The 15,798-nt window shown below is 44.9% G+C and carries 15 protein-coding genes; 5 read left to right on the top strand and 10 right to left on the bottom strand.

Annotation, left to right across the window (positions count from 1 at the left end; genetic code table 11):
* Positions 1 to 29: 29 nt before the first annotated feature.
* Genes OZ401_RS03370 through OZ401_RS03355 form a run of 4 tightly spaced genes read right to left on the bottom strand, consistent with a single transcriptional unit; the run spans position 30 to position 3,722 of the window.
* Positions 30 to 1,010 carry a bifunctional 5,10-methylenetetrahydrofolate dehydrogenase/5,10-methenyltetrahydrofolate cyclohydrolase gene (locus OZ401_RS03370; protein ID WP_341469299.1) on the bottom strand — a complete coding sequence of 327 codons (981 nt, stop codon included), beginning with the start codon at positions 1,008 to 1,010 and terminating at the stop codon, positions 30 to 32.
* 3 nt (positions 1,011 to 1,013) lie between these two features.
* The gene (locus tag OZ401_RS03365) at positions 1,014 to 2,444 is read right to left on the bottom strand and encodes a hypothetical protein (protein WP_341469298.1); all 1,431 of its coding nucleotides are present in this window, start codon (positions 2,442 to 2,444) and stop codon (positions 1,014 to 1,016) included.
* A 56-nt stretch (positions 2,445 to 2,500) separates the two neighbouring features.
* The gene (gene cobO / locus OZ401_RS03360; protein ID WP_341469297.1) at positions 2,501 to 3,166 is read right to left on the bottom strand and encodes a cob(I)yrinic acid a,c-diamide adenosyltransferase; all 666 of its coding nucleotides are present in this window, start codon (positions 3,164 to 3,166) and stop codon (positions 2,501 to 2,503) included.
* 16 nt (positions 3,167 to 3,182) lie between these two features.
* Positions 3,183 to 3,722, bottom strand: coding sequence for a hypothetical protein (locus tag OZ401_RS03355; protein WP_341469296.1), 540 nt, complete (start codon positions 3,720 to 3,722; stop codon positions 3,183 to 3,185).
* Between the two features lie 581 nt (positions 3,723 to 4,303).
* Here OZ401_RS03355 and OZ401_RS03350 point away from each other — a divergent pair.
* The gene (locus tag OZ401_RS03350; protein ID WP_341469295.1) at positions 4,304 to 6,130 is read left to right on the top strand and encodes a sensor histidine kinase; all 1,827 of its coding nucleotides are present in this window, start codon (positions 4,304 to 4,306) and stop codon (positions 6,128 to 6,130) included.
* 18 nt (positions 6,131 to 6,148) lie between these two features.
* Here OZ401_RS03350 and OZ401_RS03345 read toward each other — a convergent pair whose 3' ends face one another.
* The 5 genes from OZ401_RS03345 to OZ401_RS03325 are packed head-to-tail and all read right to left on the bottom strand — an operon-like array spanning position 6,149 to position 10,718.
* Complete coding sequence (locus OZ401_RS03345; RefSeq protein WP_341469294.1) at positions 6,149 to 7,339, bottom strand: MFS transporter; 1,191 nt, start codon at positions 7,337 to 7,339, stop codon at positions 6,149 to 6,151.
* Between the two features lie 26 nt (positions 7,340 to 7,365).
* The gene (locus tag OZ401_RS03340) at positions 7,366 to 8,388 is read right to left on the bottom strand and encodes a phosphotransferase enzyme family protein (protein ID WP_341469293.1); all 1,023 of its coding nucleotides are present in this window, start codon (positions 8,386 to 8,388) and stop codon (positions 7,366 to 7,368) included.
* On the bottom strand, positions 8,388 to 9,698 hold the full coding sequence (locus OZ401_RS03335; RefSeq protein ID WP_341469292.1) for a glutathionylspermidine synthase family protein: 1,311 nt from the start codon (positions 9,696 to 9,698) through the stop codon (positions 8,388 to 8,390). Before OZ401_RS03335 ends, OZ401_RS03340 begins: the two co-directional genes overlap by 1 nt.
* Before the next feature lie 27 nt (positions 9,699 to 9,725).
* Positions 9,726 to 10,394, bottom strand: coding sequence for a hypothetical protein (locus OZ401_RS03330; protein WP_341469291.1), 669 nt, complete (start codon positions 10,392 to 10,394; stop codon positions 9,726 to 9,728).
* Between the two features lie 12 nt (positions 10,395 to 10,406).
* Positions 10,407 to 10,718: a hypothetical protein gene (locus OZ401_RS03325; RefSeq protein ID WP_341469290.1), complete on the bottom strand. Its 312-nt coding sequence runs from the start codon at positions 10,716 to 10,718 to the stop codon at positions 10,407 to 10,409.
* A gap of 482 nt (positions 10,719 to 11,200) precedes the next feature.
* Between OZ401_RS03325 and OZ401_RS03320 the strand changes: the two genes are divergently transcribed.
* From OZ401_RS03320 to OZ401_RS03310, 3 genes are all read left to right on the top strand, one after another.
* Positions 11,201 to 11,602 carry a hypothetical protein gene (locus tag OZ401_RS03320; RefSeq protein WP_341469289.1) on the top strand — a complete coding sequence of 134 codons (402 nt, stop codon included), beginning with the start codon at positions 11,201 to 11,203 and terminating at the stop codon, positions 11,600 to 11,602.
* A gap of 198 nt (positions 11,603 to 11,800) precedes the next feature.
* A complete protein-coding gene (locus tag OZ401_RS03315) occupies positions 11,801 to 12,316 on the top strand; it encodes a hypothetical protein (protein WP_341469288.1) in 516 nt (171 codons plus the stop codon).
* Positions 12,317 to 12,612: 296 nt separating this feature from the next.
* Complete coding sequence (locus tag OZ401_RS03310; RefSeq protein ID WP_341469287.1) at positions 12,613 to 13,983, top strand: hypothetical protein; 1,371 nt, start codon at positions 12,613 to 12,615, stop codon at positions 13,981 to 13,983.
* Positions 13,984 to 14,050: 67 nt separating this feature from the next.
* On the opposite strand, the gene OZ401_RS03305 is transcribed toward OZ401_RS03310, so the two are convergent.
* Positions 14,051 to 15,037: an L-threonylcarbamoyladenylate synthase gene (locus OZ401_RS03305; RefSeq protein WP_341469286.1), complete on the bottom strand. Its 987-nt coding sequence runs from the start codon at positions 15,035 to 15,037 to the stop codon at positions 14,051 to 14,053.
* Between the two features lie 377 nt (positions 15,038 to 15,414).
* Here OZ401_RS03305 and OZ401_RS03300 point away from each other — a divergent pair, with 377 nt between their 5' ends.
* Positions 15,415 to 15,714, top strand: a complete 300-nt coding sequence (locus tag OZ401_RS03300) for a Nif11-like leader peptide family RiPP precursor (protein ID WP_341469285.1) — start codon at positions 15,415 to 15,417, stop codon at positions 15,712 to 15,714.
* The last annotated feature ends 84 nt before the right edge of the window (positions 15,715 to 15,798 follow it).

Here is a 15,798-nt window from a genome sequence, read left to right as displayed (position 1 = left end):
AGAGAGAACAATACTGAGTTAGTCACAATTTAAGCGGCTCCTACTACAGCCATCGGTGGTATCTGGTTTGGTTTGTAATCTAGGGCTGGTTTACCCTCCGGTTTTAGTCCTACAGCAGGGTCTGAATCGATAATAGCCCTAGGACTGGTTCGTTCTACGCTTGCTATTGCCCGTGCAGCTTTTAACACATTTTCCAAAAGGCATATATTCGTCAAAGGACCAATTCCACCCGGCACAGGGGTTATTGCGCCAGCCACGGTTAGGCTTCTTTCGAATTCAACATCACCGATCACTTTATCCCGCGCAACATAATTTAACCCGTAATCAATGACCACCGCGCCCGGTCGAATCATTTCGGCTTTAATCAACCCCGGTTCACCGGCGGCAACAATCAGGATTTCAGCTTGACGGGTATGTGCAAGAAGATTGTTGGTTTGGGTATGGCAAAGGGTTACTGTTGCATCAGCCTTTGTCAACAAGCAGGCTAAAGGGCGACCCACTTCCAGACTACGCCCTACGATTACGGCGTGACGACTGGTAGGATTGATATTATACAGACCTAGCAACTTAATCGCGCTTAGAGCAGATGACGGCACAAGATTGGGTTTTCCCATTAAGAGGTGACCCATATTAGTTGGGTGCAAACCCTCAACATCTTTTTCAGGAGAGATAAAACTTGCTACCTCATCAACATTCAAATGTTTAGGCAATGGTAGCTGAAGCGAAATGGCATGAATGCTGCTGTCTTGATTATGTTGTTCAATATATTTTCTCAACTCATGGATTTTAACGTTATTAGGAAAGAGTTGAGCTGAAAAATGGATGCCGGCATCGGTTGCCACATTTGAAAGAGAGCGAATATTATCAATTGTTGCTCGATCATCACACATTGCCATTACGACTAATCCGGGCGTTTGATTGTACTGGCGGATGAAAGCGCTCACATTTTGTCGAAGATGCTGCCTCAAGTTATTGGCAATAGTGCGCATGTCCATTATTACGGCTGTCACAGCTTATTCCCTCCTGGCTTCTGTTGAAACGGTCGGATCTTTAACTTTAGAAAAAAGGTCGCCCCAATCTACTGCTCCTGAAATTTCAGGTAGATTTGATTTACTGGCATCCAGTTGTCTGGAGATTATGGTTCCTATATCTTCACTACTGGGTTGTGCTGGGTTAAGTTTAGCCGCAGACTCAGGTTTGGTTTTCCCGGCGGGTGTGGCAAGCATTACGGTAATCAATGCTTTAGAATCGCTAGGTGGTACAGCTAAAGCGCCGGTCAGCAACTGCAATTTGCCGGTGTTTGGCTCAGGTCCGTAAATCCCAATCTGCGCTCCCCCTTCGTAAAAGAAGAAGTAATACAGTTTCAAACTGTCAAAATAAAGAAGGGCTACTCCATCTTGATGTGATTGTTTGAAGGCTTCGTGTATTTTGGTAAGATTGGCTTTGCTGGCTTTTAAATCTTGGTAAGGCTTATTGCCTGACACCAACGCTCGATAGGCTTTAAGTACGCGAGCCTCAACTTTGTATATTTCAGGATGCAATCGAAATGCAGCCAATTTTTCAAATGCTAGCGACCCGAATAATCGCTTTTCTTCATTTTCATTGTGATACACGATATCCAGATTAGACCCATCATAGAATAGAGCCAATCCATACTGCTGTTGGGCTTCCACCTGTGTAACCGAATCTAAATGGTAGTAGATATAACCGGTAAAACGGAATTTTTGAAGACTATCCAGTTGCTCTTGTAACGATAGATTTGACAATAACTCGTCTAATTGGTTTTGGTGCTGCCCCTCCGGTAAGAGCAAACTGGTTTTTAACAGTTGGTATGGATAGCTTGGTTGTTGCGGTATTTCGAGAACTTGGTTGTTGTGCGTAGCAGAAACCGAAGGAGGTAGAATGCTTTGCCCTGCGCTTTCGAGAACTTTTGCAGTAGTTTCTATTGGTAATATAATTTCAGGTTCGCTTTTAACTGGGTTAGTATTTTCCACTTCAGCTTCAAACGGAGGGACAATCGGTTTAGATTCTTCCGGCTCTGGGATATTATTTTGTTCGTTTGCATTAGTAGTGTGCTCTACAAGTGGGGCTATATCGGGAAGAATGGATTCGATAAACTTATCGAACTTACCATCATTTGTCAGAATTTGAATAGCTACCATAAAGGCATTTCTGATGTCATCCTCAATATTTTTGTAGCTTATGAGTAATGGTAATTTGTGCCATTCCAGCGTGTATTGATCCCAAGTTAATAGCTCACTTAGTAATTTTTCCGAAGTGGCTTCTCTAATACCGCCGCAAATATAAGTAAGGCAGCCTTCATGAAACATCAAATGAATAAAATTCTGGTTATTCTGGTTACAGACCAACATGCCTTCGGCTTTTTCATTCTCGATAACCTTTATTAGCTGAGGCAATAATCTGTGGCTAAAGATTTGATTCACGTTTGGCTCCAAAAGGTTACACCCTAATTCGCAAGATCAGTTTTGGACTTGCCAAATTAAAACTCAATTCCTTTTTGAGCTTTAATGTTGGCGTGGTAAGGATGTTTAATCTCGGTCATTTCCGTCACGAGATCGGCGTATTCGATTAATTCTGGCGGCGCATATCGTCCGGTTATCGCTACATGGGTGCGGTTTGGTCTATTATCTAAGGTCTCTTTTACCTCATTCCAATCAAGCCAACCATATTTCAAAATATAAGTTAACTCATCCAATACTATCAGGTCATATTTCCCTGACAAAATTTTCTCTTTACAAAGTTTCCAGCCCGTGCGAGCTAATTCCTTATCCTTTTCAATATCTTCAGAGAGCCAAGTAAAACCATCGCCAAGCTGTATCATTTCAATATCAATTTTTCTGGCAGCTTTTTCTTCGCCCCAATTAGCTGTTTTAGCTTTGATAAACTGGAGCATGCATACATCCATACCCTGACCCCAAGCGCGTACCAACATCCCAAAAGCGGCGGTGGTTTTGCCTTTTCCAATGCCTGTATTTACCAGTACCAGATTTTTCCTAGTAGCGTATTTGGTTTTCTTAATTCTATCTTTATGGCTGGAAAGTTGGCGGGCGAGACGTTCTTCCTCACTTATATCGGGCGCTACTTCTGGATCAACTTCATTTGTAGAATGTTTGGGGTCAACCTCGTCTATTTCGGGTGGATGCATTATTTGATCTTTCTCGTCACTTACTTAGATGATAAATATGTTCTAACAATCCTAAAAGGACAACTTTTACACTAGCAGGTCTAGCTATGTCACATTCGAACATCTGCACATCTTTTGGTAATTTCAGCTTCTTACGAATAGTTTGAAGTGGAAAAGTTCCAATTGGACTAGAACTATTTATAACAATTGTCGACACCATTCTTAGCTTAAGAAGATAAAAATTAATAATTTTTAATGCTGCGCTAATGCACTCATCACTATAATCATGCATTACCAAAATATCGCCAATACAATTTTGAGCTAAGATATCCCAGAAGGGGCTTATCACTTCAGGGTTTGGAATATCATAGAAGTGCAGCATGGTGTGCTGGTCAATTTTGAGTTCTCCAAAGCCAATACTGAGTGATTCGAATATTGGCGGCAATATTGCCCCATATTTCTGGTGTATTGAACTCGGATTTAGCATATTTATCGAATTAATAAATTGAGTACCTACAGAGGGAGGTACTCCAATAACCAAGATTTTTACAACCGATATGCCTTCAGACTGGTTCATAGCTTAGTAAGACTCTCAAAAACATGGGCATTATTGGGTTGGAGCGTAAGTAAAATTCCCAACCCAGTGTATCGGTAGCTCAAATATGCCTAAATGAAATAGGTTACAGGTATCTATTTAGTTTGGAGTTAAAAGAATCAACAAGTAATTATTACAGCAATGTAATTGTATGAATTTTACATTACAATACACATTACGGAAACATTAAGAAATTTATGTGGTGTGGTAGAAATTTTTGCAAGGGAAAAGGGGTAGACAAAAGCGGGTAAAAAGGACAGGCTAAGTTTGATTTAGCTAATACTGGTTGATTGCAAAATTTTCTGTCGCACCCACTCGCCAACGGTATATTGCCGTAGGTCAAAGCGCTCTTAATCGGCTAAATTTATCTAAACGGCATTCCTGTAAGCTTTTTCTTAATATTTAAATGCTAAACTAAGCACAACACCTAGAGGATTAGCGTAATCCACGCCAAAATTGGCTATTTTATATCGAATTATCATAGAATAGAGGCATAGCGGATAGTGCGCAAGAAAACTCCTCGCTCTAGGTTCTTCGCAATATTGTACGGAATTGTTTGACTTATGAATCTTCGACTCAAAACACTTTTAGTTACAAGCTTGGTAGTATTCTTTATTTCAATACTGCTGTATTTCGCCTTTACAGTTATCATTCTGAATGGCTATTTACATGTAGAGGAATACGACACCAAGGAAAACGTCAGACGGGTACTTGGAATCTATACCAATGAAATCGAACAACTCGGTCTCACCGCACAGGGCTGGGCTTATCGGGATGATACCTACCAATACATAGATGATGAGAACTCAGCCTATGCTGTAACGAATCTCAATAGTTTCACCCTCGCCAGAGCAGAATTGAACTTTCTGGTAATACTTAACAATTCGAAAAAAGTGGTTTATGGAAGCAGTTTTGATCTAGCAGGTTATAAGGGTACACCTTTACCAGCCGACCTGATTCCGAAACTTTACAACTTAAATAGCATAAATAGCAATGACCCTATAATATACGGACTACTAAAACTTAATGATGGTATCGCTTTGGTGGCAGCCAGCCCAATTTTGAATAGCAAGGGGAATAGCCCGGCGCGAGGTCTCTTGGTAATGGGTCGAAATTTGGACGATTCGTTCATCCAACATTTAAGTAATCATACTAAAGTTAATATTACCATTTATGACTATGATGACCCAGCTTTAGCTAATGAAAAAAATCTGATTAGCGAAACCCTTACCCCAAATCAAGAAGCTCCGATTATTATTCAAATTCTTGATGAAAATCGGATTGCCGGATACACGATACTTAAAGATATTTATGGGTTACCAGTAGCAATTTTAAAAATCGAAGAACCGCGCCTGATATACACTCAAGGGAAAACCACCGTTACCTACCAGTTAATTTCATTAATTCTTATCGGCTTGGCTTTTGGGTTACTGGCAATGTTCATACTCGAAAAAATGGTAGTGGCACGCATTACCCGCCTTAATACCGATGTTGGTAGGGTTACCGCTAAATCCGACCTGTCGATTCGGGTGCCTGAACTGGGTAAAGATGAAATCGCCAGTTTGGGACAATCGATTAACCAGATGCTTGAAACTATAGAAGCCTATCAGATTCAGCAAAATCAAAGTGAATTAGAACTGCGCAAGGCAAAAGAAGCGTCAGAAGCCGCGAACCGCGCTAAAAGCATATTCCTTGCAAATATGAGCCACGAGTTGCGTACTCCCCTGAATGCAATTATCGGTTATAGTGAAATGTTGCAGGAAGAAATTGGCTACACCGAACAGTCTGCAATAAATAATGACCTAGAGAGAATCCATAACGCCGGGCAGCATTTACTCTCCATCATTAGTGATGTGCTAGACTTTTCTAAAATCGAAGCCGGGAAAATGGAGCTGCATCTTGAGTTGTTTGATATTCGAGATATAGTAAATGGGATAATAAATATGGTTGAACCCTTAGCGCGAAAAAATAATAACCGCCTTCTGGTATTTGTGCCACCCAACGTTGGGAGCATGTACAGCGATGTACTCAAAGTTAGGCAAACGCTATATAACCTGCTTAGCAACGCTTGCAAATTTACCTATGAAGGAACAGTTTCACTTGAGATCGAAAGACGTAGGGATATGTCCAATACAATTATTTTCAGGGTAAGGGATACCGGGATAGGAATTGAAGCTGATAATATACCCCGTTTGTTCCAACCCTTTACCCAAGCAGATGCTTCTACTACCCGCAAGTATGGTGGCACAGGACTCGGATTAGCTTTAGCCCAAAGCCTTTGCCTCATTATGGGCGGTGATATAATAGCAGAGAGTGAGCCGGGAAAAGGAACAACTTTCACCGTTACATTACCCGTAGAAGTGGGTACAACCACCCCGCAAACGGTTTGAAACTGTCGCGATAATTCCTTAGTCCTTGCTGGCAACTACGAAAAAGAAAATTGCGACTAATTGTACCGCCACAGAAAAAGTTACCAGCAGCGGAATAGAAATATCATACATGAAACCCATCAAGGCGCTACCAGCAAACCAGCACAAGCCATAGCCCGTGTTGAATACCCCAAAAGCAGTTCCGCGCCGTTCTATCGGAACAAGTTTCGCCACTGCTGCTCGCATAATCGATTCCTGTGCACCCATCCCAACGCCCCATAAAACCGCACCTGCTATTACCAACACCGGGCTGCCGGTAAACGCCAGCGGTGCAAATCCTGCCGATAGGAGAGTTGATATAACCAGCGCCTGTATCCCTGATTTATCAAATAGCCTGCCGAATAACAGCGCCGCCACCGCATCCACACCCATCGCCAGCGAATATACCAACGGGATAATATTACCCGACAGCACATCAGCTTTTTCAAAATGGTAAGCCAGCAAAGGGAAATCGGCATAACCGGCTGCCACCAACCCCACCCCACCCAGATAAAGCCAGAAGGTGCGTTTCCAGCCGGTAGGGTCAGGCGTGGGCAAAGCTGCGTCAAGATCGGTCAGGCGTGGATACAAAAAACGTGCAATCAAAACCAAACCAATTGCCAGTAGCGCGGGAATTAACAAAAAGGCAAAGGCAGTAGCATAATCCTCTTTGCCGTTACCTGCACGGTACCACATCACCAATGCCACTATCAAAGGACCAGTAAGCGCCCCTATCTGATCGAGTGCCTCATGCAAGCCAAAGCCCTTACCATGCCCGGTCTGTTTGGTAGCATATGAGAGCAAGGCATCGCGGGAAGGAGCGCGAATGGCTTTACCAGTGCGCTCAAGTATCATTAACAGAGCAGCAAATTGCCAGCTTCCTGCCAAAGCCAACGCCGGAACAGCCAACAGATTTACCACATAACCTGCTATAGTAATCGTCCAATAACGCCCGGTTTTGTCACTGATATAACCTGAAAACAGACGTAAACCAAAGCCGATTAGTTCTCCAAAGCCTGCTACAAGCCCGACCACCGCCGCGCTTGCCCCAAGCAGAGAAAGATAAGGTCCGGTTATACTGCGCGCCCCCTCGTAGGTCATGTCACCAAATAGACTAACTACACCTAATAGCACCACAAACTTAAACGCCGCGCCTTTGTCTAACACACGCACCGGTTTAGCTTGTTTCATAGTGTAATGCTTTCTATTATGTAGTATTATCCGGCGGTTTCAAGCGCCCACTGCGCCAGTTTCCGTTCCCAAAGCGGGGTGACGCTACGCATTATCGCCCAATTGGTAATAGCCAACCCATCCGAGATTCCGGGGGAGATGATTTCACGCTCAATATCGCGGGATGCAAACCAGCCCATTACAAAGCGAATTGCTGCACCCAACAGGTTCACTTCCTGCTCACTGAGTTTGCGAACCTTCTGGTATGCATGCAAGAAAGCGCGGCTGTATTCTTCATCAAAATCATAACGGTCTGGTAAGCGCGACCCGAACAGGGCGATAAAAGTGTTTTTGGGCCACACGCAATTCCAGCCCAGCACTAATGCCATATCAAAAACCATCTCGCCCAAACCCGCATCTTCCCAATCTATCAGGTATAGTTCGCCGTCCGAGGTGCGCAACATATTGCCCTCATGCACATCGGTATGGATTAAACCCAACGGCAATACGCTTAAGTCGGGCAAACTACGCAGACTCTCTGCCACTTCGCGGGCAATTTTGCCCCATTGCGGGTGCAAACTGGCGCGTTCGGCACGTTCGATACTGACAGGCAATTCTTCTAACCAGTTTACCAACCCCGGATATTCGGCGGTAGTATGCACCAAATCATGAATTTCAGCGAGCAATCCAGCAATATAATTAAGGGTTGGCAAATCCATTTCCGGCTGCTCACCCTCGATATAATCCAGCACATACGCCCAGCAGCCGGTCTGCCACTGAAAAGCTCGTTCGCCCTTTACTGTCAGACGCAGGTGTGGCACCGGAAACCCGCCCCGACTGAGCAGCAACAATGCACCTGTATCCGAAAGCACTCTCTCATAGCGGCGGATGGGCGCACATAACCTCACTATCAGAGGCTTACCATCCAGAATATTACATTTCAAAACACGCTGCCCGTCCCGCTCGTTCAATTCCTCAATTTCGCCCCATACTTCCACATCGTAATTGGTATTCACCAACCGGGCAATTTCCGCGAAATCAAGCTGTGGTGTGCCTGCCAAGTTCATCATTATACCTCCTGCAAGGTGGGTATAAATTGCGCCTGTGCAGTGGTTATACGCCCACCTACTCGTGTATAACAGCCCCCCCAATCACCACCGATCACAAAACTACCCACGCAAGGGTAAACTTCAGTCTGTTGCACTTCTCTAGCAAGGTTTACCACCGCGTGCGGCACTGCCGACAGATTTATACGGCGTTGTGCAATATAAGTGTGGTAATCGCTGATTTCCTGCCAGTCACTATCGCTCAATTCTGCTCCGTTATAAACTTCCGCCCCTTCGCGTCCGTAAAATTCCTTGATAATATAACCGCCTCGCTCAAAATTAGAGGGTAAATCATGTAGTAAATAGGTTTCGGGCAAGCTGCTGTAAATTGCTTTGCGTTCATCAACGGTGAAAAGAGCATAATTGTCACGCTCACGCCACACCCACGCCATTATCGCCTTTGATTGTGCCAAAAATCCGCGTAGGTTGTTCAGGCATTTTAGCGCACCCGTTAGGTTAGCTTGCAAATACGCGGCAAAGAGCGGTTCTTGAGAGAGAAACTCAATCGGGAAAAGACGGTAGAGCGCCTCTATTGGTTCTCCTAGCAAATATATCCGATTACCAATCAGGGAAAGGTTGTTAGGATCACCTACTATACATTCCAGACCACGCGCTTCTAAACCGCGCTTGTACCACATTACTTGCGCTAGATCGGTAAGATAACGCCCGCGCACCATAAAACCCACACGAGGAGGACGCATGGGACCCTCCGCCTCAGCATATCCCGGCGGAATAGGCAAAAAGCGCGCTTCTTGATGCAAAGCCTCCAGCATATTTTCACCAATACGCGGGTTAAGCCGTGCTACCCCTTCGCAGCGGCGCAACACTTTCCACACTCGCGCCTCTACCTCTGTAACTTCCTGCGAACCGCTTGGCGTATCGCTGTTATATTCCATCAATTGCCAATTGCCGTACTCATCCAAGCCAAAATCAAAACGCCCGATTGGAGTCAACCAGCGATTGGGCGGCTCATGTCGTAGTGCATATGCTAGTGAGGGAGGCCAGCCTAGTTCTTCAAGCTCTGCATCGGACAGTTCAGTTAGAATAAGCCCCATCGCTTTGCTCATAATGCTAGCAAATAGGCGTGTCAGTTTTATCAGGCTATCCCTTTCATAAGCCGTCAAAACCAGACCATTCAAGCCAGTATAAATTTGACCTTCTACCCGGCTTTCAATAAGTTGATCGCAAATAGCGGCACGGTCATTAAAAGCTACTGCCATATTTGCGTAGCGACGTGGGTATATTTTTAGCAGCCGTTCAATTAAGCTATACACTTTTTTTGCTTCTATTACGTAAAGTAGTTATTTGAAAGGAATATTAAGTCGGGAAGAGTAAATATCAAAACCTGCCTCAGCAGCAAGTTCATAATAATCAAACAGGTCGGGCAAGACCTCCTCGCCAAGCGGACGAACATCCACCAAAGCCCTGATTCCATTGCGCTGTAATGCCTCAAACGGAGGAAAATACTTTTCACCCAGCGCATAACGGTTATCAAATTGCCCGATAAGGGCAAGTTTATCTGGCTCAGGATAGGGAAGACGTTCACGCTCAAGTAAAAAAGCTAATCCCTTTTCCTCGCTATAGCCCCCTAGCAGAGCGCCATAGTAAGCAAGATTAGGAAGTGAGGCACGCCCATCAATAAAAGCATTAGCATAATAAAAGGATGCCAGCAACAAGACCGGCGCAATACCTTCCCCTTGCAAATATGCGCCGATTCCGACCGAGATAAAGCCGGGTAAATCCAGAATAAACGCAGCCTCACCCGCTTTTACAAGCTCACCCATTTCTGAATTAGCCAAAGTGACCGCGATTGCATGGCATAATTCATCGGCGCGTGGTTGGGCTGCATCGTGCTTGCTAAGATTCATAATTGCTCCAATCTCCGAGAAAGGAGCGGCAGGCACGTTCATTCCGAATAAAGGACCGGCGGCATCTCGCCAACGCCGGTATAGCTGAACTGGTTTTAACATAGGAAAGATTTATCAGCCACTACTACCGTAAGATCCAACATAAGCATAACTGCTCCCATAATAGCGGTTACCGCTACTGTAGCAATTGGTAACAGGTTGCTGGTTAGTAGAACCAGTGAAACCGGAGGAAGCCGGTTGAGTGACCTGCCTGTAAATGTAAGTGCAATCTTGGTCGGCGCAGGCGGCTAACAAAAGGCTGGTTGCCAGTAGACTGGTTGCCAGCAACTTACCGGAGTGTTTTTTCAAGCGGTTTTTTCGTGGTTGTACCGTTGAACCGTTTGTTTCAGGGGTTAAGAGTGCAGCATCTTCCGTAATCTTATCCATCGCCATTTGCCTTGTTTAAATGCCTTAATGGTACGCCAGAAATTCCACGTTTAATATACGGAAATTCTTCTTGGAACGATACAAATATTTTACCCTCTAAAAGCAGTTTAGACAAATGTTTTAGCGGGGCTAACAGGGCTTTTCAGAAAATAACATTAAAGTGCGCTATAGTTCATTTTAGAAACCTTTCTGGTTGGATGAGAACCACAATTTTAACCATGAAAGGTTTTTTCATCAATTCCTCTATTTCTTTCTGAACTCAAGTCCCTTTCTTGCAACTGCCCTGTCACTTGAGCCTAGAAAAAGGAGCTTACTAGCACCCAAAATAGAACTTAGCTTGTTCTGAATTCTCAAACCAATAAATCAACATCAGATATTTACTTTTGTTTGCCTGTATTAACCTTAGTGTTTACCTATTGGTTTTACAATCAATTAATACTTACAATAAGTATGTAGATTGGACGTATCGTGGAGGAAGTAGTATGAAAAAATATTCCACTTTAGGGTTGATCGGCGGGCTATTGCTGATTTTTTGCTTCTTTGCAGCGTTGATTTACGCCAAAATCTGGCATGCGGAATCACCCGGCGCAAGCATATTGGACTTCCAAGATGTTCTCACAATGATCCTATTCTTCCTATTACCGGCAGTAATTGGCATTACCGGAGTTTTTCTTGCGCCAAATTCGGCTTATACCGGAGGCTTGCTGCAACTGATCGTAGGAATACCGGGAACATTGATATTTTTCTTTGCCAGCTTTGTTGCCCTAATTTCGGTACCGCTATTTGTGATAGTACCATTCCCGGCACTGGTGGGCTTTTTCTTGCTGGCGCGCTCCGGTGCAACTGAAATCAAACGCATTCCGGTGGCTAGAGTTGGGCAGTAAGAAATAACACAGGGCTTCTTTTAACTCTCGACATGGTATATAATTGCTACGATCTTCAAAGTGGATGTATTTAATACATCCATTTTTACTTTCCGACTTGCATTTTTGTTTACAGGAACAGAACTTTCGCCTAGAACAGTAGACAAGAAGCTTAAGCCCCTTGCCTGAAGCGAAAGTCTTAAGAGAAAAAGGAATCCGATGCCTCAGTTGAAACGTAAAATGTATCTGCTCCTGCCTTTAGCTTTATTAGTGCTGTCGCTGACTCTGGCGGCATGCGGCGAACAAAGCGCCGCCGTTACCGATAAGAATTACACCGTACCAACTTATCAAGGTACTACCTCCCTCGATGATCTTGCCAGCGATACTACCTTTACCGCCGCCTTGCTAAAGGATAACAATAATGCTAGTTTTCCCAACCCTAAAATGAAGGTTTACGCCACCAATTCTGCTCTTTCCGATACCCAGAACTGGTATCGCAATGAAATGACCAAGCTTGGTTGGAGTGACCGCACTCAGGAAATACTAAAAGCTACTACGCTTGGTAGCAACGGTTGGGTCTTAGGCTTTGTAAAAGACCAGCAAGTAGTGTCGGTTATTATGATCGGAACAGGCGCACGCAATGACGGGATATTGAAAGGCTATACTAGTATTCTACCGGCAGATAAGAATATTCTGGTTGTGCTGGAAGCAGGCTATAAAGCAGTTGCCAAATAAAGTTTTGGCTTAGAATTCGTCTGTATTCAAATTCGGGTTACTGGAGGAGGGTTGTAAACCCTCCTTCTCGACTTATATCTCTCCTTCCAAAGTTGGTTCGGGCGATAATATTCAATGTATAGAACAAGTCGCCTGAAATCGCATCTTTGCCAACACATATGAATATTCTGTGAGTTTACTCATAGACTCCACATTAATCTAACTATATCATTGATTAATCCGGCTTTAACAAAATCAATCAGAATTTTCTCAAAAAAATCTGAACCAGTTAGCGTATTTAGTGAAAGGGTTGGAAAATGAATCCTCCACAAGGTCCCGGTGGAAATTATGGAAATTATCCGCCACAGGGCGGCGGCTACGGGCAACCTACCGATCCCGGTCAGGGTAGCTATCCTCCTCCCGCTGGTGGCTATCAGCAGCAGCCCGGTGGTTATCCTCCTCCCGCTGGTGGCTATCAGCAGCCCGGTGGTTATCCTCCTCCCGCTGGTGGCTATCAGCAGCAGCCCGGTGGTTATCCTCCACAGCAACAAGGCTATGGACAGGGCGGCTACGGGCAAACGCCACCACCGAAAAAGGGCAACACGGGTTTAATCATCGGTATTGTGGTTGGGCTAATTGTAATAATTGGCGCAATTGTGGGTATCGTGCTGGTAGTTAACGGTGGCAACAAAAGCGATAACACGCAAGCTTCCGCAGCCGCCACCGCTACTAGTGCCTCCCAAGCAATCACAGGTGGCGCAAAAGCTACCGCTATAGGTACGGTTACCGCTGGCGCTAAAACCACCGCTGCCGGAACAAGTAGTAGTGGTACGGGTGTCATTGGAAGTATTCCAGCGTACCCGGGCTTGACATCTGTTACCCTTCCCGATGCGGTAAAGAGCCAATTCGCCGGTAGTATCGGAAATGTACCTAACGGTACGGTGGATGCTTTCAGCAGCGCCGATGATACTGCCGCAATTAAATCTTTCTACCAGAGTGAATTTCCTAAACAGGGCTGGAACGACCTCACCAGCACAGCGATGGGGCAAGCAGACTCCAGTACTTTATCTCAACTTGAAACACTTGGCGCTTTCATCATTATTTACCAGAAGGGCGCAAACGCAGTGGGGATAGTTGGATTCCCCGGCAGTATCGCCAGTGCGGCAGGTGTTACCGGAATCAATGCTAAAGATTCGCTCATACTTATTATCAGCGGCTCTGGTTCAGCTTTCACAGGCGCAACTAAAGCAACTACCACTGTGGCGGCTGGAACTACCAAAGCAGCCACTACTGCGGCAGCAACAAAAGCAGCTACTACTGCGGCAGCACAGCAGGGTGGCAGCGCTATTTCGGTGTATCCCGGCGCACAGCAACTCGAAATCAATTCACTGGTTAAAAGCGCGTTTGAGCAGGGTTTCTCCAGCTACAAACAGTTCAACTACAATCTCTATGCCAGCGGTGACTCGCAGGATAAAGTAGTAGCATTCTTTAAGAGTGAATTGAGTTCCAAAGGGTACACTAACGTAACCGAAAGTAACACTTCAGGGCAGCGTACTCTTACCGCTTTTTCTTCAAACTTCACCGATGGTTTGCTGGTATTGGTTTATGATTCGAATACGGCGAAAGCTTACACCAACACAGATGTCACCGGAAAAACCGTATTTCTGGTATTGGGCTTCAAGCTCTAGCTTTTAAAAAATTAGCCCCTATTCCTTTACCGGAAAGGGGCTTTTTTCTTTGGGTTGAGTTTTTAGTCTAGAGGTGCGCTTCGGCAGCTTTGTTAAGCCGATTCATAAGCGCGCGCCCAATGCCTTTTTCCGGCAAACGTTGGGCGTAAACCTGAAGCATCCCCTTGCGATCGCATTCGCGCATAAAGGCAAAAAGCTCATGGGCATATTGAATCGGAGAATCAAGAATAAGCTGAAAGTCGGTTTCAAAAACCGGCGGTTCAAGCCCAATATATGCCACCGGAGGTTCTAGCAAATCGGTGGGAGGCTGGCTACCACCCTCTAACATAAACACACGGGCGCGAGGTGCATAGTGACGGTATTTCATCCCCGGTAACGCTATTGTCTTATTGGGGATATGCGCCGTAATACCCGGTATAAGTTGTGCTAGTTCTTCCAGTGTAATGATGCCAGGACGCATCAACACAGGATTCGCCCCGGTACAATCCACAATAGTGGACTCCAGTCCATGTGTGGCTTCCGGTCCGCGCAGAATAGCCCCTACCCTACCGTCCATATCTTCCAAGCAATCCTGCCAGCGGGTGGGACTTGGACGACCTGAAATATTTGCGCTTGGCGCAGCTACCGGCAAATTACAGGCTTTGAGAAACTCTAGCGATATCGGCAAGGAAGGCATGCGCAAACATACCAGGGGGCTACCCGCTGTCGTAATATCAGGAATAACGGGCTGTTTGTGAAGTAGAATGGTAAGGGGACCGGGAAAATAATGCTCCATAAGCTTGTAAGCGTAGGCAGGCACCCTATGCGCCAGTTCCTCTACCTGCGCTAAATCATGAATATGTACGATTAACGGATTATCAGCAGGACGTTGCTTGGCTTCATAAATCTCCAATACCGCTGCCGGGTTAGTCGCATCAGCGCCCAGCCCATATACCGTTTCGGTAGGGAAAATAACAGTCTGACCGAGTCGCAAACGCTCTGCCGCTTCATCCACCGAATCCGTTATTAAAGTCTGATACTCCACCGTTTGACCATTCACAGTATATCCTTCCATTCCGCAAAGCTTCATTGCCCGCGAAATTATACTTTACCTATTTCCTTAAAACAAGGGTACATCAAAAGTGCCTACTGGTAACGCTAGCCTGCTTGAGATTTCATAAGCCTGCATGCAACTGAACCTTCCTAATACGCGAAAGTGCAATTTTATAATTTTTCCAATATGCAGGCTCCAACATAAAGAAAGTGTTAGCTAGTTCATATTAAGGGGCTGAAAATATTGTTATTATTGGCAAGTCACTGAGGGATTAGCAACTAATTAGCAGAATGGACAAAATAAAAGACAAATTTCTTTCTTAGTAATCCTGTCAGAACAAATTGATATTACTCTCAATAATTTACTTACATGTTTTGTATGTTTGAAAGGAGCACCTTATGTCTCAACAAGCCGCCGCTGAATTTCTCGAAAAGGTAGAAACCGATTCCGAATTAAAAAACAAAGTAATGACCCTTGGTAGCGGAGCCTCAGTCGAGGACGTTCTTGATGTTGCTGCGGCAGCTGGTTACCAATTCAATACTGCTGAACTGATGGCAGCAGGTAAACTCAGGGAAGAAGTAAGCAGTAGCGCACCCGGTGGAGAATTGTCCGAAAGTGACCTAGATGCAGTAGCCGGTGGCGCTAAGGGCGCAACTATCTATATTTCTAGGAATTCAGTTATTATTAGTGTCTGGTAACAGAATTTAGTGTCAAGGGGTTAGTTACTTGTATGTAGCTAACCCTCTTTATTTTGGAAACGGTGCTAGTTTGTCACTCAAGTA

This window comes from Candidatus Chlorohelix allophototropha (assembly GCF_030389965.1).
Classification (GTDB): Bacteria; Chloroflexota; Chloroflexia; order Chloroheliales; family Chloroheliaceae; genus Chlorohelix; species Chlorohelix allophototropha.
Note: the sequence above shows the minus strand (reverse complement) of the source record. Positions and strands in the feature narration are given on the sequence as shown.

Bases quoted from the DNA above. Each gene is read 5' to 3' on its own strand.
- OZ401_RS03330 (WP_341469291.1), bottom strand. From the start codon at position 10,394: ATGTTAAAACCAGTTCAGCTATACCGGCGTTGGCGAGATGCCGCCGGT.
- OZ401_RS03350 (WP_341469295.1), top strand. From the start codon at position 4,304: ATGAATCTTCGACTCAAAACACTTTTAGTTACAAGCTTGGTAGTATTC.
- OZ401_RS03300 (WP_341469285.1), top strand. From the start codon at position 15,415: ATGTCTCAACAAGCCGCCGCTGAATTTCTCGAAAAGGTAGAAACCGAT.
- OZ401_RS03325 (WP_341469290.1), bottom strand. From the start codon at position 10,718: ATGGATAAGATTACGGAAGATGCTGCACTCTTAACCCCTGAAACAAAC.
- OZ401_RS03305 (WP_341469286.1), bottom strand. From the start codon at position 15,037: ATGGAAGGATATACTGTGAATGGTCAAACGGTGGAGTATCAGACTTTA.
- OZ401_RS03355 (WP_341469296.1), bottom strand. From the start codon at position 3,722: ATGAACCAGTCTGAAGGCATATCGGTTGTAAAAATCTTGGTTATTGGA.
- OZ401_RS03320 (WP_341469289.1), top strand. From the start codon at position 11,201: ATGAAAAAATATTCCACTTTAGGGTTGATCGGCGGGCTATTGCTGATT.
- cobO (WP_341469297.1), bottom strand. From the start codon at position 3,166: ATGCATCCACCCGAAATAGACGAGGTTGACCCCAAACATTCTACAAAT.
- OZ401_RS03345 (WP_341469294.1), bottom strand. From the start codon at position 7,339: ATGAAACAAGCTAAACCGGTGCGTGTGTTAGACAAAGGCGCGGCGTTT.
- OZ401_RS03310 (WP_341469287.1), top strand. From the start codon at position 12,613: ATGAATCCTCCACAAGGTCCCGGTGGAAATTATGGAAATTATCCGCCA.
- OZ401_RS03315 (WP_341469288.1), top strand. From the start codon at position 11,801: ATGCCTCAGTTGAAACGTAAAATGTATCTGCTCCTGCCTTTAGCTTTA.
- OZ401_RS03340 (WP_341469293.1), bottom strand. From the start codon at position 8,388: ATGATGAACTTGGCAGGCACACCACAGCTTGATTTCGCGGAAATTGCC.